Annotated in this window: 23 protein-coding genes and 1 tRNA gene; 20 read left to right on the top strand and 4 right to left on the bottom strand. The window is 40.7% G+C overall.

Features of this window, described 5'->3' with window-relative positions; translation table 11 throughout:
* The first annotated feature begins 83 nt into the window (after nt 1–83).
* Genes ACX3PU_RS06480 through ACX3PU_RS06435 form a run of 10 tightly spaced genes read left to right on the top strand, consistent with a single transcriptional unit; the run spans nt 84 to nt 9,048 of the window.
* Nucleotides 84–734 (top strand): N-acetyltransferase, encoded by a 651-nt coding sequence (locus tag ACX3PU_RS06480; protein ID WP_459084135.1) that lies wholly within the window; start codon nt 84–86, stop codon nt 732–734.
* Complete coding sequence (locus ACX3PU_RS06475; RefSeq protein ID WP_459084134.1) at nt 716–1,912, top strand: argininosuccinate synthase; 1,197 nt, start codon at nt 716–718, stop codon at nt 1,910–1,912. Before ACX3PU_RS06480 ends, ACX3PU_RS06475 begins: the two co-directional genes overlap by 19 nt.
* Nucleotides 1,905–2,891, top strand: coding sequence for an N-acetyl-gamma-glutamyl-phosphate reductase (gene argC / locus ACX3PU_RS06470; protein ID WP_459084132.1), 987 nt, complete (start codon nt 1,905–1,907; stop codon nt 2,889–2,891). Before ACX3PU_RS06475 ends, argC begins: the two co-directional genes overlap by 8 nt.
* A 33-nt stretch (nt 2,892–2,924) precedes the next feature.
* Nucleotides 2,925–4,058 carry an aspartate aminotransferase family protein gene (locus tag ACX3PU_RS06465; protein WP_459084131.1) on the top strand — a complete coding sequence of 378 codons (1,134 nt, stop codon included), beginning with the start codon at nt 2,925–2,927 and terminating at the stop codon, nt 4,056–4,058.
* Nucleotides 4,055–5,008 (top strand): Rossmann-fold NAD(P)-binding domain-containing protein, encoded by a 954-nt coding sequence (locus ACX3PU_RS06460; protein WP_459084130.1) that lies wholly within the window; start codon nt 4,055–4,057, stop codon nt 5,006–5,008. The genes ACX3PU_RS06465 and ACX3PU_RS06460 overlap by 4 nt, the downstream gene beginning before the upstream one ends.
* 7 nt (nt 5,009–5,015) lie before the next feature.
* Nucleotides 5,016–5,816, top strand: coding sequence for an acetylglutamate kinase (gene argB, locus ACX3PU_RS06455; RefSeq protein ID WP_459084129.1), 801 nt, complete (start codon nt 5,016–5,018; stop codon nt 5,814–5,816).
* Nucleotides 5,813–6,883: a M20 family metallo-hydrolase gene (locus tag ACX3PU_RS06450; protein ID WP_459084128.1), complete on the top strand. Its 1,071-nt coding sequence runs from the start codon at nt 5,813–5,815 to the stop codon at nt 6,881–6,883. The genes argB and ACX3PU_RS06450 overlap by 4 nt, the downstream gene beginning before the upstream one ends.
* A 3-nt stretch (nt 6,884–6,886) precedes the next feature.
* The gene (argH, locus tag ACX3PU_RS06445) at nt 6,887–8,233 is read left to right on the top strand and encodes an argininosuccinate lyase (protein WP_459084127.1); all 1,347 of its coding nucleotides are present in this window, start codon (nt 6,887–6,889) and stop codon (nt 8,231–8,233) included.
* The gene (locus ACX3PU_RS06440; protein ID WP_459084126.1) at nt 8,220–8,699 is read left to right on the top strand and encodes an Lrp/AsnC family transcriptional regulator; all 480 of its coding nucleotides are present in this window, start codon (nt 8,220–8,222) and stop codon (nt 8,697–8,699) included. Before argH ends, ACX3PU_RS06440 begins: the two co-directional genes overlap by 14 nt.
* Nucleotides 8,686–9,048 (top strand): cupin domain-containing protein, encoded by a 363-nt coding sequence (locus ACX3PU_RS06435; protein WP_459084125.1) that lies wholly within the window; start codon nt 8,686–8,688, stop codon nt 9,046–9,048. Before ACX3PU_RS06440 ends, ACX3PU_RS06435 begins: the two co-directional genes overlap by 14 nt.
* A 1-nt stretch (nt 9,049) precedes the next feature.
* On the opposite strand, the gene ACX3PU_RS06430 is transcribed toward ACX3PU_RS06435, so the two are convergent.
* From ACX3PU_RS06430 to ACX3PU_RS06420, 3 genes are read right to left on the bottom strand one after another with little or no spacing between them, the layout of a single operon-like run.
* Nucleotides 9,050–9,661 carry an HAD family hydrolase gene (locus ACX3PU_RS06430; RefSeq protein ID WP_459084124.1) on the bottom strand — a complete coding sequence of 204 codons (612 nt, stop codon included), beginning with the start codon at nt 9,659–9,661 and terminating at the stop codon, nt 9,050–9,052.
* Nucleotides 9,662–9,678: 17 nt separating this feature from the next.
* The gene (locus ACX3PU_RS06425; RefSeq protein WP_459084123.1) at nt 9,679–10,995 is read right to left on the bottom strand and encodes a Na+/H+ antiporter NhaC family protein; all 1,317 of its coding nucleotides are present in this window, start codon (nt 10,993–10,995) and stop codon (nt 9,679–9,681) included.
* A 6-nt stretch (nt 10,996–11,001) separates the two neighbouring features.
* Nucleotides 11,002–11,436 (bottom strand): type I restriction enzyme HsdR N-terminal domain-containing protein, encoded by a 435-nt coding sequence (locus ACX3PU_RS06420; protein WP_459084403.1) that lies wholly within the window; start codon nt 11,434–11,436, stop codon nt 11,002–11,004.
* Nucleotides 11,437–11,440: 4 nt separating this feature from the next.
* Between ACX3PU_RS06420 and holA the strand changes: the two genes are divergently transcribed.
* The 7 genes from holA to ACX3PU_RS06385 all read left to right on the top strand — a co-directional run bounded on the left by holA (nt 11,441) and on the right by ACX3PU_RS06385 (nt 15,989).
* Nucleotides 11,441–12,475 carry a DNA polymerase III subunit delta gene (gene holA, locus ACX3PU_RS06415; RefSeq protein ID WP_459084122.1) on the top strand — a complete coding sequence of 345 codons (1,035 nt, stop codon included), beginning with the start codon at nt 11,441–11,443 and terminating at the stop codon, nt 12,473–12,475.
* Between the two features lie 148 nt (nt 12,476–12,623).
* Nucleotides 12,624–13,562, top strand: a complete 939-nt coding sequence (gene trxB / locus ACX3PU_RS06410) for a thioredoxin-disulfide reductase (RefSeq protein ID WP_459084121.1) — start codon at nt 12,624–12,626, stop codon at nt 13,560–13,562.
* A 6-nt stretch (nt 13,563–13,568) separates the two neighbouring features.
* Nucleotides 13,569–13,931 (top strand): fluoride efflux transporter CrcB, encoded by a 363-nt coding sequence (crcB, locus tag ACX3PU_RS06405; RefSeq protein WP_459084120.1) that lies wholly within the window; start codon nt 13,569–13,571, stop codon nt 13,929–13,931.
* 109 nt (nt 13,932–14,040) lie between these two features.
* Nucleotides 14,041–14,125, top strand: a tRNA-Ser gene (locus tag ACX3PU_RS06400).
* A gap of 639 nt (nt 14,126–14,764) precedes the next feature.
* Nucleotides 14,765–15,403: a redoxin domain-containing protein gene (locus ACX3PU_RS06395; protein WP_459084119.1), complete on the top strand. Its 639-nt coding sequence runs from the start codon at nt 14,765–14,767 to the stop codon at nt 15,401–15,403.
* A gap of 42 nt (nt 15,404–15,445) precedes the next feature.
* A complete protein-coding gene (locus tag ACX3PU_RS06390; RefSeq protein WP_459084118.1) occupies nt 15,446–15,760 on the top strand; it encodes a thioredoxin family protein in 315 nt (104 codons plus the stop codon).
* Nucleotides 15,741–15,989: a DUF6952 family protein gene (locus ACX3PU_RS06385; RefSeq protein ID WP_459084117.1), complete on the top strand. Its 249-nt coding sequence runs from the start codon at nt 15,741–15,743 to the stop codon at nt 15,987–15,989. Before ACX3PU_RS06390 ends, ACX3PU_RS06385 begins: the two co-directional genes overlap by 20 nt.
* Here ACX3PU_RS06385 and ACX3PU_RS06380 read toward each other — a convergent pair whose 3' ends face one another.
* Nucleotides 15,990–16,178: a hypothetical protein gene (locus ACX3PU_RS06380; protein WP_459084116.1), complete on the bottom strand. Its 189-nt coding sequence runs from the start codon at nt 16,176–16,178 to the stop codon at nt 15,990–15,992.
* Nucleotides 16,179–16,274: 96 nt separating this feature from the next.
* Here ACX3PU_RS06380 and ACX3PU_RS06375 point away from each other — a divergent pair, with 96 nt between their 5' ends.
* The 3 genes from ACX3PU_RS06375 to ACX3PU_RS06365 are packed head-to-tail and all read left to right on the top strand — an operon-like array spanning nt 16,275 to nt 18,753.
* Nucleotides 16,275–17,192 (top strand): universal stress protein, encoded by a 918-nt coding sequence (locus tag ACX3PU_RS06375; RefSeq protein WP_459084115.1) that lies wholly within the window; start codon nt 16,275–16,277, stop codon nt 17,190–17,192.
* Nucleotides 17,193–17,209: 17 nt separating this feature from the next.
* Complete coding sequence (locus ACX3PU_RS06370) at nt 17,210–17,644, top strand: GNAT family N-acetyltransferase (protein ID WP_459084114.1); 435 nt, start codon at nt 17,210–17,212, stop codon at nt 17,642–17,644.
* Nucleotides 17,645–17,646: 2 nt separating this feature from the next.
* On the top strand, nt 17,647–18,753 hold the full coding sequence (locus ACX3PU_RS06365) for an alanine racemase (RefSeq protein WP_459084112.1): 1,107 nt from the start codon (nt 17,647–17,649) through the stop codon (nt 18,751–18,753).
* The last annotated feature ends 38 nt before the right edge of the window (nt 18,754–18,791 follow it).

Here is an 18,791-nt window from a genome sequence, read left to right as displayed (position 1 = left end):
AGCAATTTTTTTGAAATAAATTATCTTTTATTATTTGTTGGTAAAGATAAAATATCTAAATTTGCACTTTGTTTTAGATAAAAGTGGAAGAAGAAATTGAATTTACAGTAATCGTGGCACAAGCATCCCATAAGATATATGTGCCTGAAATTTTACAAGAAATTGAAGTATCAGCCCTTGCGAGAGGAACCGGCATTGCAAAACGCAGCGCCTCTTACGTGGAGCAAAAGATTGAAGAGAACAAAGCAATCATGGCTTTTACTTCGAAGGGAGAGTGGGCAGGGTTCTGTTATATCGAAACCTGGAGTGATAAAACTTACGTCGCCAATTCAGGCTTAATTGTCAAAAGAAAATTCCGTGAAAAGGGACTTGCCAAGAAAATTAAACTTGCCACATTCGCGTATTCCAGAGAACAATTTCCGCAAGCCAAGATCTTTGGATTAACCACAGGTCGGGCGGTGATGAAAATCAACAGCGATTTAGGATATGCTCCCGTTACTTATGACGAGTTAACCCAGGACGATGTGTTTTGGAAAGGTTGCGAAAGTTGCGTGAATTATGAAATTCTAAAAAGCAAAGAGCGAAAAAACTGCCTTTGCACCGCCATGCTTTACGATCCTCATGCCCAAAAGAACAAAGGGCGTCAGGATTCTGGCTTAACAGAAAGTAAAAAAGCAGGACTCCCTCTGTTTGCAAAATTTAAAAATAAGAAACAATGGTTATGGAAAAAGTAGTTTTGGCCTACAGCGGTGGGCTTGACACGTCGTTTTGTGCGGTGTATCTTTCAAAAAATATGAATTTAGAGGTACACGCTGTTTTGGTAAACCTAGGAGGGTTTAGCCCCGAAGAATTGGTAGAAACAGAAAAAAGGGCACTTGAACTTGGCGCGGCTAGTTTTCATGTACTGGATGAGCAAAAGACCTACTACCAAAACTGCCTTCGGTTTTTGATTTATGGAAATGTGCTTAAAAACAATACGTATCCACTTTCTGTAAGCTCAGAGAGAGTCTATCAGGCTTCAGCCCTTGCTCAGTATGCAAAGAAGATCGGAGCTACTTATATAGCCCATGGTAGTACAGGGGCCGGAAATGATCAAATCCGTTTTGATTCCATTTTTCAAATTCTTTGTCCTACTGTAGAAATCTTAACGCCAATCCGAGATTTAAACTATTCGAGAACGCAAGAGATTGAGTTTTTACAGTCCCATGGATTTAAAATGGATTTTAAAAAATCCATGTATTCTATCAACAAGGGGATTTGGGGAACCTCTGTCGGAGGAAAAGAAACCTTAAGTTCAAACCTCCCTTTGCCTGAGGAGGCATATCCTACAAAGGTCACAGCAAAAGAGTCGCTTGTGGTAGGTCTTACCTTTGTGAAAGGAGAAGTTATAGCGGTGGACGATAAAGAGTTTTCAATGCCTTTAGAGGCTATCCAGTATCTTGAATCTTTAGCGCAGCCCTTCGGGATTGGACGAGAGATCCACGTGGGAGATACCATTATAGGACTCAAAGGCCGAGTCGGTTTTCAAGCTTCTGCAGCGATGATTCTTTTAAAAGCTCACCATCTGCTAGAAAAACATACCCTAAGCAAAGCTCAGCTTCTCATGAAAGACCAGTTGGCACTTCAGTATGGCAATTACCTGCACGATGCGCAGGTGCTAGATCCTGTAATGAAAGATCTCGAAGCGTTTTTCGAAAGCTCCCAAGACAAAGTTTCAGGGAAGGTCCTTGTTCAACTTAATCCCCATTATTTTACGCTTCTAGGAATAGAATCTCCTAATGATTTAATGCAGAGCGCAGCAGGGGTGTATGGAGAAGTGAATAAGGGGTGGAGCGCACAGGATGCGAAAGGATTTTCTAAGATTTACGCCAATGCACTAAGTATATACCATCAAATTCACAGTCATGAGTAAAGAGCAAAATCAAATAGCGGTTGGCATTGTAGGTGCAACCGGAGTGACGGCAGGAGAATTAATACGAATTCTTCTTTACCATCCCCACGTAAAGATTTCCTTCTTAACCTCAACCAGTATGCAAGGGCAAGCGGTCTCAGAGGTACACAAAGATTTGCTAGGGGAGACTTCATTAGTGTTTCAAGAAATTATTGAGCCTGCAGACGTTATCTTTTTATGCCTTCCTCATGGGGAGAGCAGAAATTGGATGGCAGAAAATAAGGAGCACTTGGGAACAGGTACTCGAATTATTGATTTAGGCAATGATTTCCGGGTGGATGAACTTTGGGACGAAAGTAAATTTGTCTATGGTCTGAGTGAATTTAATCAGGATCAAATCGCAAAGGCTACGCACATTGCGAATCCAGGCTGTTTTGCGACCGCCATCCAACTTGGCCTCTTGCCACTTACGAAAATCGAAGAAATCGACAAAGTGAGCTGCGTGGGGATTACAGGATCCACCGGCGCAGGCAAATCCCTAGTTCATACGACCAATGCAAATTGGCGTACAGGCAATGTTTCTCCGTATAAGACTTTCACACACCAACACAACGATGAGATCTTAAAAAGAATCTCCGTAGTACAGGAAAAACCGATAGATTTTCAATTTGTGCCTTGGCGCGGCGCTTTTACCCGCGGGATTTTTGTGACCTTAATGCTAAAAACTCTGAAACCCTCGTCCGAAGTGATTGAAGCCTATAAATACGCATACAAATATTCCGATTTCGTGCATGTTTCTCCCGGTCCGATCGATTTAAAGCAAGTTGTAAACACGAACAAAGCTTTGATCTACTTGGAGCAAGTAGGGCAGGATTTGGCGGTGCATGTAGCGATTGACAATCTAATCAAAGGTGCCTCGGGGCAAGCGGTACAAAATATGAACCTCATGCTTGGACTAGCTCCTACCTGTGGACTTCAGTTAAAAGCCTCTGTGTATTAAGTAAAAAGTAGAAGAACCTTAAAGAAAGGAATTATGAAATTATTTGAAGTCTATTCTCGACTTCCTTTAGAGATCGTGAAAGCAAAAGACTGCTATCTCTGGGATGAAAACGGTAAGAAGTATCTGGATTTTTATGGAGGACATGCCGTGATTTCAATTGGACATAGCCATGCTCACTACCAAGAATCTCTTTCTAAACAGCTGAGTTCAATCGGATTCTATTCGAATTCAGTTCAAAATCCCTTGCAAGAGAAGTTGGCTGAACTTTTAGGAAGAGTAAGTGGTTACCCGGATTATGAGCTATTTCTTTGCAATTCCGGAGCAGAGGCCAATGAGAATGCTTTTAAATTAGCCTCTTTTTTTACAGGGAAGAAAAAGTTCATTGCCTTTCACGGTGCCTTTCATGGAAGAACTTCTGCTGCAGTGGCGGCCACGGACGACCCCTCCATTGTGGCTCCCGTCAATGAATCTGAGAATTTTATATTCTGTGAGTTGAATAATCCTCTTATGTTTTCACAGATTGTTCAGCAGCACAAAGAGTCTTTGGCCGGTGTAATTATTGAAGGAATTCAAGGAATTGGCGGTGTGCACCTTCCCAATTCTTCTATGCTTGAAACGATCGAAACTTTAGCTAAAAAACATGGATTTCTTACGATTCTCGACGAAGTGCAAAGTGGCTACGCTCGAAGCGGTCGGTTCTTCGCTCATCAACACAGCACCCTTAGGCCTGATCTAATTACAATTGCCAAGGGCATGGGGAATGGATTTCCAGTTGGAGGTGTGCTTATTAGCCCTCGCATTCCTTCTCAAAAAAAGATGCTTGGAACTACTTTTGGTGGGAATTACCTAGCCTGCGCAGCGTCCATCGCAGTTTTAGAAGTGATTGAAAAGGAAGGTCTTGCTAAGAATGCTGCGGACTTAGGAGATTATTTATTGGAAGAATTAGGTAAAATTCCGCAGATTGAGCAGGTTCGAGGGAGGGGCCTTATGGTGGGAATTGATTTCCCAGGGCCGGCCTCTGTTATTGCGCATCAATTAAGAGTTGAGCATGGAATTTTGGTGGGAAGTGCTTCAGACCCTCGAACCATGCGACTTCTTCCCCCTTTAACTATAAACAAAAAAGCGGTAGATGATTTTCTTCACGCTTTAAAACAAATTTTATCATGAAAAACTTTACATCCCTCGCTGATGTGACCAACCTAAAGGAGCTTCTTTTGCATGCACATCAGCTCAAAAAAGATCTTTACGGCAATTCAAAAGGAGGTCAAAATAAAACCTTAGGTCTTGTATTTTTAAATCCGAGTTTAAGAACGAGACTTAGTAGTCAAAAGGCCGCTGCGAATTTAGGCATGCAGGTACTTTTGGTCAGTCCAGGATCCGAGGCTTGGACTTGGGAGTTTAAAGACGGAGAAGTGATGAACGGCAGTAGCTCGGAGCACGTAAAAGAAGCGGCGAGAGTATTAAGTGAATATTGCGATATTATCGGACTTCGTTCTTTTCCTGGTCTTAGCGACCGAGAAAAAGACTACAGCGAGGACGTTTTTAAAAGCTTCGTCTCGTACGCAAAAGTCCCTGTGATTTCCTTAGAATCTGCCACTCGGCATCCGCTTCAGAGTTTTGCTGATTTAATCACGATTCAAGAAAACTGGAAATTAGAACGTGCACCAAAAGTGGTTCTTTCCTGGGCCCCCCATTCCAAAGCGCTTCCTCAATGTGTGCCCAACTCTTTTGCCGAATGGATGAATGCTGCTGAGGTTGATTTCTCCATTGCAAATCCCTTAGGATACGATTTAAGTCCTGAATTTGTACAAGGAGCCAAGGTGTATCACGATCAAGATGAAGCTCTTGAAAATGCGGATTTTGTGTATGTGAAGAACTGGTCTTCTTTTGAAAATTATGGCACCATGCCGAAGGTGCAAAAAAACTGGTTGTTACAAGAGAATTTTCTAACAAAGAACCCTCAGGCTAAAGTAATGCATTGTCTTCCTGTTCGACGCAATCTAGAGATGAGCGATGCACTGCTTGATAGTGAGAATTCCCTAGTCTATCAGCAAGCTTTCAATCGTACCGTGGCTATGCAGACCGTACTCGAACGAATCCTTAAAGGAACTTTATAAACTAAGGATGGAAAAGCAGCAGGTACAGGTCCTTAAAATAGGAGGCGAAACTCTAAATTCTCTTTCGGCCTTAAATCGGGTAATTGAGATTATATCAAAGCACAAACCTCAAAACTTGGTACTTGTGCACGGGGGAGGAACCCTCTTAAATCACTATGCGAAGAGACTCGGAATTGAGCAGCGAATGGTAGATGGACGTCGAGTAACGACCAGGGAAACCCTTGAACTCTGTACCATGGTGTACGCAGGACTTCTCAATAAACAACTCGTAGCGAAATTTAGCGCCGCTGGACTAAGTTCTTTAGGACTAAGTGGAGCGGATCTAAAATCCGTTCAATCGAAAAAGAGAGAAGTAAGCATAGTGGATTATGGACAGGTAGGCGATGTGCAAAATGTAAACCTAGAAGTCTTCTCTCAACTTTTGAGTTTGGGGGTACTTCCGATTGTTTGTTCCTTGACGCTGGGAGAGGAGTATGAACTTTTGAACACGAATGCAGACTCATTAGCTTCAGAAATCGCGATTAAATTGTCAGAAAGGTTTGAGGTCAGTCTACTTTACTGTTTTGAAAAAGAAGGGGTTTTGCTCGATGTGAATGAGGAAGAAAGCCTTATTCCTGTTCTTTCGCAGCCTGAGTTTTTGAATTTAAAAGAATCCCAAAAGGTGGCAGGAGGAATGCTTCCTAAATTAGAAACGGGATTTAAGGCCTTAGAAAAAGGAGTGGCGAAAGTGCAAATTTTGTCAAGTACAGGACTTGAGTCCGCGCTCTTTGATCGGAAGGTAGGAACCCAATTAATCCTTGAATCATGATAGAGAAATTACAGCGTAAAAGCGAGATAATTTTAAAGAAATTGATTGAAACCCCTTCACTCAGTACCCATGAAAATGAGACGGCCGATTTTTTAGAAGTTTGCTTTACCATGGAGAAGATTCCTTTTCAACGAAAAGGAAACAACCTTTGGGCAAAGAATAAATATTTTGATCCTAAACTTCCAACGATCCTGCTCAACTCCCACCACGACACAGTGGCACCGAACCTGTCTTATTCGAGAGATCCTTTTGAGGCCTATGAAGAGGAAGGAAAAATCTATGGACTGGGAAGTAACGATGCGGGCGCTTCTCTCGTGGGATTATGGGCTAGTTTTGTCTTTTTTTATCGCAAAAAGCTGCCTTATAATCTTATTTTCGCGGCAAGTGCCGAGGAAGAAATTTCAGGGCAGAACGGAATTGTAAGCATTTTGGAAGACTTGGGTAAAATTGATTTTGCCCTAGTGGGCGAGCCCACCCAGATGCAATTGGCAGTAGCTGAAAAGGGACTCGTGGTCTTAGATTGTATCGTTTCAGGCACGCCCTCGCATGCAGCCCATGCCAATGCAGACCATTCGATTTACAAAGCCCTAAAGGAAATTGAAAAAGTAAGTCACGCGAAATTTGAAAAATGCTCGGACCTTCTAGGCGAGGTGAAATCCACCGTCACGATAGTCTCCGCTGGCCACCAGCATAATGTGGTCCCCGACCAAACGAATTTTACCATTGATGTACGTACCAATGAGTTTTATTCGAATGAAGACGTGGTAGCTTATTTTGAATCGTTATTGGAGGCAAAGGTGAAGGCAAGATCTTTGCGACTGAATTCCTCAAAGATTAATTTGGATCATCCACTTGTTCTTGCTGCGAAGGCGAAAGGACACACGCTTTATGGATCTCCTACGATCTCTGATCAGGCACTTATGCCTTTCGATTCTGTGAAAATGGGCATTGGTGATTCCACGAGATCCCATACGGCAGACGAATTTATTTACAAAACCGAACTATACAATGGAATAGAGGAGTATATCGGACTTTTGACCGAACTATTTCTATCGAAAAAAAATTAAAATATGAACAATTCAAGTGAGAAGGCCAAGGTGACCAAGCTTTGGGCAAAAAATTCGACCAAGAGCAAAGGACTAGAAATTATTGAAAAATTCACGCTAGGTAAAGATCCTGAATTTGATTTGCAACTTGCCAAGTATGACATTATAGGAACCACCGCTCATGTGAAAATGCTCTCTAAAATTGGATATCTTGAAAAGCAGGAGCTCAGTGAAATCCTTGCGCATCTAGAGATTCTCCTGGACCGCGCTGTATCCGGGAATTTTGAAATAGAACCTGGCGTAGAAGATGTTCATTCTCAAATTGAACTTTCTCTCATTCAGGCCGTAGGGGCTCCGGGTGAAAAGATTCATACAGGGCGTTCTCGCAACGACCAAGTTTTATTGGCCATTAAGCTTTTTCTCCGAGAAGAGGCGCAAGGCCTCGCACAGGCCACAAGCTCCTTGTTTGGTACTTTAATTTCTCTCTCTGGAAAATACGAGAAGGAACTGATGCCTGGGTATACGCATTTTCAAATCGGAATGCCTTCCTCTTTTGGGCTTTGGCTAAGTGCCTTTGCTGAATCCTTTAGCGAAGACCTTGAAATTCTTGCTACAGCCTATAGCATTGTCTCAAAAAACCCTTTAGGCTCAGGAGCGGGATACGGCTCTAGTTTTCCCTTGGATCGAGATTATACCACAAACGAATTGGGTTTAGAGAAGATGAATGTCAATTCAATTTATGCTCAAATGACAAGAACCAAAGCGGAAAAGACTCTCGCATTCGCCATGGCCTCTCTTGCCTCAACGCTCGGAAAACTAGCGAACGATCTGTGTCTTTTTAGCAATCAGAATTTTGGATTTGTGGAGTTTCCTAATGATCTTACCACTGGCAGCAGTATCATGCCCCATAAAAAAAACCCAGATGTTTTTGAACTGATTCGAGGGAAGTGTTCTCGAATTCAGGCTCTTCCTACAGAGTTAACTTTGCTAAGTCATAACCTAATGACAGGGTACAATCGGGATTATCAACTCACCAAAGAAATTCTTTTTCCTGCCCTCGAGGATTTAAAAGATTCTATTGAAATCATGGAGTTTATGTTAGGCTATATGGAGGTGAAAAAAGATCTTCTAGATGAGAAAAAATATGAGTATCTTTTCAGCGTTGAAAAAATTAATGAGCTCGTTCTTCAGGGAGATAGTTTTCGCGAAGCCTATCGGAAAGTAGGAAATTCGATTGAAAATGGGACTTACCACTATGAAAAAAAGAGTCTATCTCATACCCACATTGGAAGTATTGGGAATCTCAGTTTAGAGCGAATCGTCCAAGATTTTAACGACGTGTACAAAAATTTTAAAGATGAAACCTCTTGATGCCACGGATCAAAAAATCCTAAACTTATTGCAAGAAGACTCCACGATTTCGGTAAAAGATTTAGCCGAAAAAGTAGGACTTTCCTTTTCACCCACCTACGAGCGTATTAAAAATATGAAAAGTTCGGGGGTTATTGAAAAGTACGTCGCCGTAATCAACAAAGAAAAGGCGGGCTTTGAGTTGACGGCCTATTGTAATATTACCTTAAAAGAGCAGTCCCTAGAGAGACTTCAAGAATTTGAAACCAAAATCATGTCCCAGACAAAGGTCTTGGAGGTAGTAAGCCTTTCGGGGACGTACGATTATATGATTAAGGTGGTGACGAAAGACATCAAAGAATACAACCGTTTTATGACTGAAGTCGTGGCGAATATTCCTAACATTGGCCAGTACCATAGCCATATAGTTCTCTCTGTCATCAAGGAGGAAACCAAATTAACGTTTATGCCAGATGACAAAGTATAAAATTCAAAAGTCGCCCTTTCACGTACCCACCACGGATGGGAAAACGATTCTCGAACATTGGGGAAATTCTATGGGAACGCCGGGCCTATCCATAGCCCATATGAAGGCTCCAAAAGGTTGGAGCGAACCCTTCCAGACTCCCGAATTTGATGAATACACCCTGATTGTGCGAGGCAAAAAACGTTTTGAAATCGAGGGAGAAGTCCTCGATTTAGAAGAGGGACAAAGCATCTTAATTCAGAAGGGAGCAAGAGTACGTTATAGCAATCCTTTTTCTAGGGAATGCGAATACGTTTCCATTTGCCTTCCGGCTTTTTCGCTCGATCTCGTGCATCGAGAGGAAACGTAAACTAATTAAACTCTACCCCTAAACTTATCAGTTCCTTTTTTAAATCCGTGGATTCTGTAATCCAAACGGTAAGAAAGCCAAGGCTCTTTGCCGTTTTACAATTCTCAAAATTATCGTCTATAAAGACGGATTCTTCTGGTTTTAGATCGTAACGATTACGTAAAACATGCCAGAGTTCAGGATCGGGTTTGATTAATTTTTCCTCACCAGAAACGACAATTTTCCCATCGAAAAGTTTGAAGAAGTCATAGTTTTCTAAGGCATAGGGGAAGGTTTCATGCGACCAATTGGTGAGACCAAACAGTTGATAAGGAGTTTTAGATAGTTCCCTAAGAACACTTACTCTATGAGGTATATCCCCGCGAAGCATGGTCGTCCAGTTTTCGTAGTAGCCACGAATCTCTTTCTCCCACTCCGGATGCTGTTTCAGAAGTATATCCGTTCCCTCACTAAGGAGTCTACCTTTGTCCTGTTGTGCATTCCACTCATTCGTGGCCACGGAATCTAAAAAGTATTCCATTTTTTCGTCGTCCTGGAAATAGTCTTTGAAATAATATCTTGGGTCCCAGTCCATCAGGACTCCTCCAAAATCAAATATGATGTTTTTAATCATGAGCGGTTTTTATTTGTTCAATGGGCCTTTCTTTCTTTCTTTCTTTCTTTCTTTCTGAAAAAGATAAAGCCAAGGGTTATAATAAGTAGTAGGTGAAGATAGTAAGAATTTAAGAGAAGATCTACATACTCAATTTTAAAGCCACTTAAAGATATTAGGATGAGTACCTGCGCTCCGTAGGGAATTAACCCTTGAATGTAACAGGCGAAAATATCCAGAATGGAAGCTGAGTTTTTAGCTTCTAGCTCGTACTTGTCATTTATTTCCTTTGCCACTTTACCCGAAATTAAAATCGCAATTGTGTTGTTCGCGACACAAAGGTTCGTGGCACTGACAAGCGCTCCAATTCCAAGAGAAGCGCTCTTTTCGTCAAAGATGAGTCGATTGATTGCACTTAAAATATATTGAATTCCTCCTGCTTTTTCTACTAAGGCGGCAAGACCTCCTGTCAAAAGAGATAGGTAAAATATTTCGGACATATTGGTAAATCCTTGGTAAGTGGTCTTGCTTAAAGTTAGGAAATCAAAGCTTGAATTCCACAATCCAAGTATTGCGGCTGAAAATAGCCCCAAAAATAAGGTCACAAAGACATTGACTCCTTTAAGGGCTAAAGCAATGACAATTAGGTAGGGTAGAATTAACAAAAGGTCAAAATGCAGGTTGGAGGTCTCGATAGGACTTGGAGATCCGTTTCGACCCGCAAATATAAAAAAGCCAAGTGCGAGAATCGCAGCAGGCAAAGCGAGTTTGAAATTCGCTCGGAATTTATCTTTCATTTCACATCCCAAACTTTGTGTGGCCGCAATGGTGGTGTCGGATATAATGGAAAGGTTGTCTCCAAAGATCGCTCCGCATAACAAAGCGGCGCCCACTAAGCCCAGTGGGGAATCGCTCTTACTTGCCAGTTCGATTACAATCGGACCTAGTGTAACAATTGATCCAACGGAAGTTCCCGAGGCAAAAGAAAGGAAAGAGGCAATCACAAAAATACCTGCCGCAAAATATTGCGGGGAAATATAAGTCATTCCTAAGTTCACAATGCTATCGACGCTGCCTGCCGCTTTCGAAACCGCAGCAAAAGCGCCAGCTAGGAGATAAATAATACACATGGTAAGAATCTGTCCGTCACCGCAACCTTTTAAAAAGGTGTCCATTTTCTTCTGTAGGCTGCCTTTAAATAAAACAAAGGCCGCTACAATTCCCATGAGTGCAGCGAGTGGGGAAGGAAGGGCATAAAAATCTTGGTTGTAAATTCCAAATCCAAGAAAGGTAACGACAAAGACCAAAAGTGGTACAATGGACAAAAATCTATTTTTTATGGGTAGAGTGCTCATGAAGAATTAAAATTCAAATTTTATAAATTCGTAACCTTTATCAGTGGTTTTAGCGAGTAGATGATTAAGCCCATTGCTGAGGAGAATGGTTTCTGCTTTAACGATAGAATTATAGCGGGCAATTTGTTCAAAGGTACTTTGCGAAAGCGGTATTTTAGGGGCTTTGCATTCAATTAGAATCTTGGGTAGTGTTTTCTCAGTCACAACCAAATCTAATCGTTTGGTAAGACCGTTAAGGGTTATTTTTTTTTCAGACAACAATGAAGAAGGCGCGTAGCCTTTCTCATGAAGGAAATAGTGAATCCAATGCTGCCTTACCCATTCCTCGGGGGTAAGTAAAAGCGAAGTCTTGCGAACTGAATCATAAATAAAAAACTTATCTTTGTCTCTACGGATCGCAAAATCAAAATCCCTCGGAAAATTCAGTTTTGGCACTTGCACAAGTATGAAAGAATTAGATTTACTCATCAAAAATATTAAAAATAAAGAACTTCTTCCGATCTATTTTTTTCACGGTGAAGAGCCTTACTATATTGATTTGGCTGTGAGCGTGTTAGAGAATGAAGTTTTGCAGGAGGACGAAAAGGCTTTTGGCCAAACCGTGCTCTACGGTAAGGAAACAAACATAGCTCAAATCATCTCCTATGCGCAGCAATTTCCAATGATGGGAGACTATAATCTTATTATTGTAAAAGAGGCGCAAGACCTTCGGTTTGACGAGAAAGCAGGCGAAATATTCAGTTCCTATGTAGAGAATCCCATTCCTACGACAGTCTTAGTGCTGGCCTACAAGCACAAGAAAATGGACGAACGTAAAAAGTTCATGAAGAAACTTAAGTTAAAGTCCATGGCTTTCTTAAGTGAACCGGTTAAAGAGTATCAAATTGGATCGTGGATCACCAATGAATGCAAAAAACTAGGGATTCCCGTAGAGCCCTCCATTCCTGCATTACTGGCAGACCATCTTGGAAATGATCTTTCTCGAATCCGCTCGGAACTAGACAAACTCAAATTGATTTTAAAGGAAAATCAAGTTCTCGATGGGAAAATAGTAGAGACTCATATCGGAATTAGCAAAGAGTTCAATACTTTCGAACTTCAAAAAGCCATAGGACAAAAAGACAAGGAAAAAGCAATGCGAATTGCATATTTCATGAGTAAGTCCTCGAAATCAAGTGGAGGAACTACCACTTTGTTTTACCGCTATTTTTGCAATATCATCTTCTTTCACACCATGAAAGGATTGCCTCAGCAAGATGTTTTAAAAACCATGGGGCTGGGTCATGCTTTTTTTCTAAACGAGGTGCGAGATGCAGCCTCGCGTTATAACTTAAAGCAAGCGACCCGCGTGATTTCAATAATTCGAGATTACCACATGAGAGAACGAGGAGTGGGATCTGCCGCGGTAGACAGTGGGGAGTTACTCTGTGAATTGGTATACAAAATATTGAATGTCGACAAAGTAAAGGTCGACTTGTAACCGTATGAATTATTGAATTTGCATCATTGACAGAATTCATGAATTAAAGCTGCATAAAGTTAGATTTTAACACGACTTTTGAGCGTTGATTTTTAAAAATGAGCCCAATTTTGGGCAAGTAAACATATATAAACATAGACAAATACTTATGGAAAGCATTTTAGACTGCCTTATAGTAGGGTCCGGCCCTTCAGGATATACGGCTGCGATTTACGCGGCAAGAGCGGATTTAAAACCAGAACTTTATACAGGTCTTGAACCTGGAGGTCAATTAACGACTACAACCGAAGTAGACAACTTCCCCGGATATCCGCAGGGAGTTACAGGTCCTGAAATGATGCTTCAATTGCAGGCTCAGGCAGAGCGTTTTGACACCAAAGTGCATTATGAAATGATTACCAAGGCGGAGTTTTCTTCAGAGAGAGGAGGTGTTCATACGCTTTGGGCTGGAAACAAGGAATTGAAAGCGAGAACTGTAATTATTTCTACCGGTGCCACAGCAAAATATTTAGGCCTGGAAGACGAGAAGACTTATTCTGGTGGAGGGGTTTCTGCATGCGCTACCTGCGATGGCTTTTTCTACAAGGGAAAAGATGTCATCGTTGTCGGTGGAGGCGATACGGCAGCGGAAGAAGCTACCTATTTGGCGAAATTAACGAGTAAAGTAACCATGCTTGTTAGAAAAGGAGAATTCAGAGCTTCCAAAGCCATGATTCACCGTGTGGAAAACACCCCGAATATCGAAGTGAAATATTTTCATGAATTGGTAGGAATTGAAGGAGAAAACGGACTGGTGGAAAGAGCTAAAGTCCTTAATAATCAAACGAACGAAATTTCGGAGATTGAGGTGCATGGGATCTTTATTGCGATTGGACATAAACCCAATACAGAGGTCTTTAAAGAGCAGATTACCACAGATGAAAATGGATACATTGTGACGGAGAAAGGTTCTACTCGTACCAACTTACCGGGTGTTTTTGCAGCCGGAGATGTACAAGATCATATCTATCGTCAAGCAATTACGGCTGCCGGTTCTGGATGTATGGCCGCAATGGATGCCGAGAAGTATCTTGCGGAATTAGACTAGAAAGAAATGAAAAGTCTAGTTCTTGTATTCTTAGGTGGAGGACTTGGAAGCGTACTTCGCTTTTTAGTATCCGCTTATACACCAAAATTAGGATCCATCGGGTCTTTTCCTATAGGAACGTTCACAGTAAATCTTATAGGGTGTTACTTAATTGGACTTTTCTCTGTTTTTTTCTTGAAAGAACCAGGCGCTAAATATTTTTTGATCGGTGGTTTTTGTGGTGGGTTTACGACGTTCTCCGCTTTTGCCTCAGAAACGACTAACTTGATGCAGAATTCACAGATGCCAATTGCCTTATTATACGTACTTCTAAGCGTAATAGGAGGGATATTAGCCGTCTATCTAGGGATGTATACGGGCAAATCTTAATTTTTCACCTTGAATATAAGGGTGTTGTAATAAATCTTTGTAAAATAGTTGTGCAAAAGTGAAAACCTCTTTATATTTGCACCACTGAAAACGAAATTATTCGTTTTTTGGAGAGATGGCAGAGCGGTCGAATGCGGCGGTCTTGAAAACCGTTGACTGTAACAGGTCCGGGGGTTCGAATCCCTCTCTCTCCGCTGGTTGGGAAACCAAAATAAGCTAGAACGCTGTAAATTTAAATGTTTACAGCGTTTTTTTTGGCGCAGTATCAATAAAAATCAAAATAGGTCAAGATTTATATGTTCTGTTTCGTGTCCGATTTTATTTTTAATTTCCTTCCTCTTTTTCCAGTCATATTTAGCTTTATTTAATGTATTTCATTTCGCTAAATCTTGTCAACCCATTGACCTTTAACAAAAACACCGGTGATTTTTCAGCATCCACACTGTCAACGATCTTTTAAAAAAGACGATGGTTTAAGGTCAGAAAAAGCCATTTTAAGAAAATGGGGAAACAAAAAGTGAAAATGGAATTTAATGCGGGGTTAAAATTCAGTTCTGGAATTCATACTAATACAGGAGAGGAATACATCCTCTCGATCGATATACAGATTCTATTGCATTAAAATAAAAGTAAAATTAAATTAGACCTTACTTCGTGCAAAAGAATTGGGTCTTTGCCTTCGCATACCTTCTGTTGCAAATGGTATGCGCAGATTTAAGAAGACAAAGCCTATTAATTATTCGAATTCTCTCATTGTATTTATCTATTGATTAAGTTTTAGTTTGAGGCCTAAGTGCCGTAAATTTGCAGCGAACTTAAAAACAATATATATTATGTCATTAGTAGGAAAACAAGCTCCACAATTTTTAGCTCCAGCTGTATTAGACGGAGAAGAGATCGTTTCTGATTTCAAATTACCAATCGGTGAGAAAAACATCGTTTTATTCTTTTACCCAAAAGATTTCACGTTTGTGTGTCCAACTGAACTTCATGCATTTCAAGCGAAATTAGCGGAATTTGAAAAAAGAGATGCAGTGGTAGTAGCGGTTTCAACGGATTCAGAAGAAACACACCTTGCCTGGTTAAACACGAATAAAGACAACGGTGGAATCGAAGGAGTTAAATACCCAGTGGTTGCAGACTTAGCAAAAACGATTTCCATGGATTACGGAGTATTAGCAGGAGAGTATGTAAGTGATTACGAAACAGGTAAAGTTGTATTTGAAGGTCTTCCTGTAGCCTACAGAGGAACTTTCATTATCGATAAAAACGGAGTGGTAAGACACGAAACCATCAATGACCTACCACTAGGTAGAAATATCGATGAGTACGTAAGACTTCTAGACGCGATTATTCACGTTGAGAAATTTGGAGAAGTTTGTCCAGCAAACTGGGAAGAAGGAAAAACAGCGATGGCAGCAACGAAAGAAGGAGTTGCAGATTATCTGTCTAGCAACGTAAGTTTAAACTAATTCGTTAAAACACCAATAAAATCAAACACAAATACTATTCATATGTTTATAGAAGCAACTGAAGATAATTTACAAGAGGTTTTGTCCCAGAACCCTAAAGTGCTAGTTCAATTTGGCGCTGCATGGTGTGGAAACTGTCGATTGCTTAAACCAAAAGTAAAAAGACTAGCGGAAGCAAATCCAGAAGTACAGTTTGTATATGTGGATGCGGAGAAATACCCTGAAAGCAGAAAATTAGCGGAAGTTACCAATTTACCTACGTTTGCCATTTACAACAATGGTTCGTTCGTAAATCAAGTCGTAACCTCTAAAGAAGAACATTTAAAAGATATTACCAATGAAATTGCCGGTTTATAAAAATTTAGCAAAATCAGCTTCCAATGAAGCGATGGAGAATGCGTTAGAAGTCCTTGAGATTTATGCGGATTCCCCAGCAGTGAAAGAAGAAGAAAGAGAAGCCATTGGTGAGATTATTTCTAATATTTGTGGCGCAATGGAGATGAAGTCGATGGTAGACGGTGGAATGAGTGAGCGTGATGCTGCAAATCATTTTATGAAGCGAGTTTTAGGTGCTATTGCACAATAATTAAGTTTCTCTTAAAAACTTTAACCCGAGGCTGTGGCCTCGGGTTTTTGTTTTATAATCCGCAATCTGCCGAAGGATTAGAAGTGGAATGATTTTAAAATAAAGTAGAATGATTTCGTTTAAATCCGAGCAGTCCACACTTTTGTTGAAATAGAGTGTCTTTTCGTAGTTTAAGATAGAAAGGTTCATTCAAATGCCTTCCAAACCAGTATTAAGATAAATTATACCATAAACAGTGCTGATTAACCCATGGTTTAAAGACAGTCTGTTTTATCTTTGCACCGTATGGATATTATGGAGCATGATATAAAAAAGATTTTAATTCCCTTGGATTTTTCAAGGAACCAATTAAATGTGGTTAATCTCGCGGTGCAAATTGCAACCCAAAATTCTGCCGCACTGCATCTATTGCATGTGGTGGATTCAAATTTATTAGGTTCGGGTAGCGCTTTTTCTGGGAAATTCTTTTTTCATGGTGCTGCAATTCTCGAACGTTCAGAAAAAAAATTACAAAAGTTAAAAGAAACCATTGAGTCCCAGGTGAACATTCCCGTGATTATAGAGTCTCAGGTAGGAGAGTTAACGGCCGTAGTTAGAGATTACGTTCCTACACAAAACATAGACTTAGTCCTTATGAGCGTAGGGCTCAAGAAGATTACAAACCTTTTTTCGACAAACAAAGCCTATTCGGTCGTTAGTCAGAGCGAGGTGCCTGTCATTACAGTTCCTGAATTCTGTGAAATTAAGGAGCTTAAAAGTGTGATTTACCCAGTGAGAGAAGTGGACGGGGTTATTTCAAAATTAAATTCATTGATGCCCATACTGCTTCGAAAAAACGCCACTGTGCATCTGTTCGGGGTGAGGTCTTCTCAAAAAAGAGAGGAAGATAGACGTCCGATTGGAAATGTGCTTAAATTCTTGAAAGTGAGAATGAGGCGCAAAAAACTTGCGGTGGGAAGAGTCGATACGGTAACTACCGACAGTCCTGCCAAGGAAATCCTCGCACAAGTCTCAAAATTCGGTCCTGATCTTCTTGCAGTAAATGTGACCACAGAACGAAGTCTTAAGAAGTTATTTAAAAATAACTTTACGGAAAACATTATTAGTAAATCCGAAGTACCTGTGCTTTTTTACCGTAAGAATGAACCTGAAAATTTGGTTCAAACTTACGTTCAGATTCCATACCCAATGTACCCGGTATAACTTTAAAAAACATTACAATGCAAATTATAAAATTTTCAAATGTTGAAATTTCAAAGTCTCATCAAGAGGAGGTTGTGTCCTTTCTTTTTGAGCATCTCCAAGAATTTGGAGATTCCAAAGAAGATATATCAAAATCGATAGATTATATCTCCGACTTTGCTAACGGGAAAGGCGGACATCTTTTGCTCGCACAAGACGGAGCTACCATGGTAGGCGCTGTCATTGTGAACCAAACGGGGATGGATGGGTATATACCGGCTAATATTCTAGTCTATATCGCTACCCATAAAGACTATCGTGGAAAAGGAATTGGTCGTAGCCTTATGGAGGAGACCATTAAAGTTTGTGAAGGCGGTATCGCTCTACACTGCGAGCCCGATAATCCTGCAAGAAAGCTCTATGAAAAACTGGGCTTTACTTCGAAGTATCTCGAAATGAGACTTAATTCCTAGGTATGTCCATTGTAACCCTTAATAAAGAAAAGCTCCATCATAACTTCTTCTTCCTAGACTCGCTCTTTAAGAAGCATTACATTGAATGGAGTATCGTGACCAAGGTGCTTTGTGGCAATGAGGTCTTTTTAAAAGAAGTACTTAGCCTTCCTATCGAAGAGTTTTGTGATTCTCGAATCTCTAATTTACAGGCAATCAAGCGCATCTCGCCTGAAGTCCAAACGGTGTACATAAAGCCAGTACCCGTGACTTTTGCGGATGATATATTGCAGTATGCGGATGTTAGTTTTAATACGGAAGTAGAGACTTTGGTCTACCTTTCTAAACGAGCGGTTGAGCTTGGAAAGATTCATAAGACGCTCATCATGGTCGAGATGGGAGAGTTAAGAGAAGGAGTTGTGCGCGGCCGACTCGTAAGTTTCTTTGAGAAGATTAAAGATCTTCCAAATATTGAGATTGTCGGTATTGGAACCAATTTGACTTGTCTTAATGGAGTGCTACCGGACTACGAAAAGATGAAGGAGCTTCACGAAAGCAAATTGGAGATTGAACAGAAATTTGGAATCCGGATTCCTTATGTCTCTGGTGGGGCCTCAGTAACGATCCCCTTGATTCTTAGAAATGAGCTGCCTTCTTACATTAACCACTTCCGAGTGGGAGAGAGTCTCTATTTTGGTACAGATGTTTTTGATAGTACAGAAATTGAGGCCATGCACCAAGATGTTTTTATGCTTCATGCAGAAATCATTGAGATTAAAAACAAACCCAATGTCCCGGAGGGAACCTTGGGCCTTAACTTAACAGGAGAGCAAAAGGATTTTAGTGAACAAGATTTTTCGGAGAGCACAAAACGAGCCTTGCTGGACATTGGTCTTTTAGAAATGAATCCAAGTGACCTTACCCCGATAGATTCTGATTTGAATATTATTGGCGGAAGTTCGGACATGCTTGTGATGGACCTTGAAAATTCAGATAGGCCGTACAAAGTTGGGGATTTCATGACCTTCAAGATCAACTATATGGGGCTTTTGAGTTTAATGAACTCGGACTACGTTGCAAAAATGCTAGAAGAAGATTACAAAAATCTAGAACCTCTGCACGAAGCCTAGCGGTCCTGAAGATTGAATCTAAATTTGCATTGCAGTTT

This window comes from Chryseobacterium sp. A301, assembly GCF_054489425.1.
Note: the sequence above shows the minus strand (reverse complement) of the source record. Positions and strands in the feature narration are given on the sequence as shown.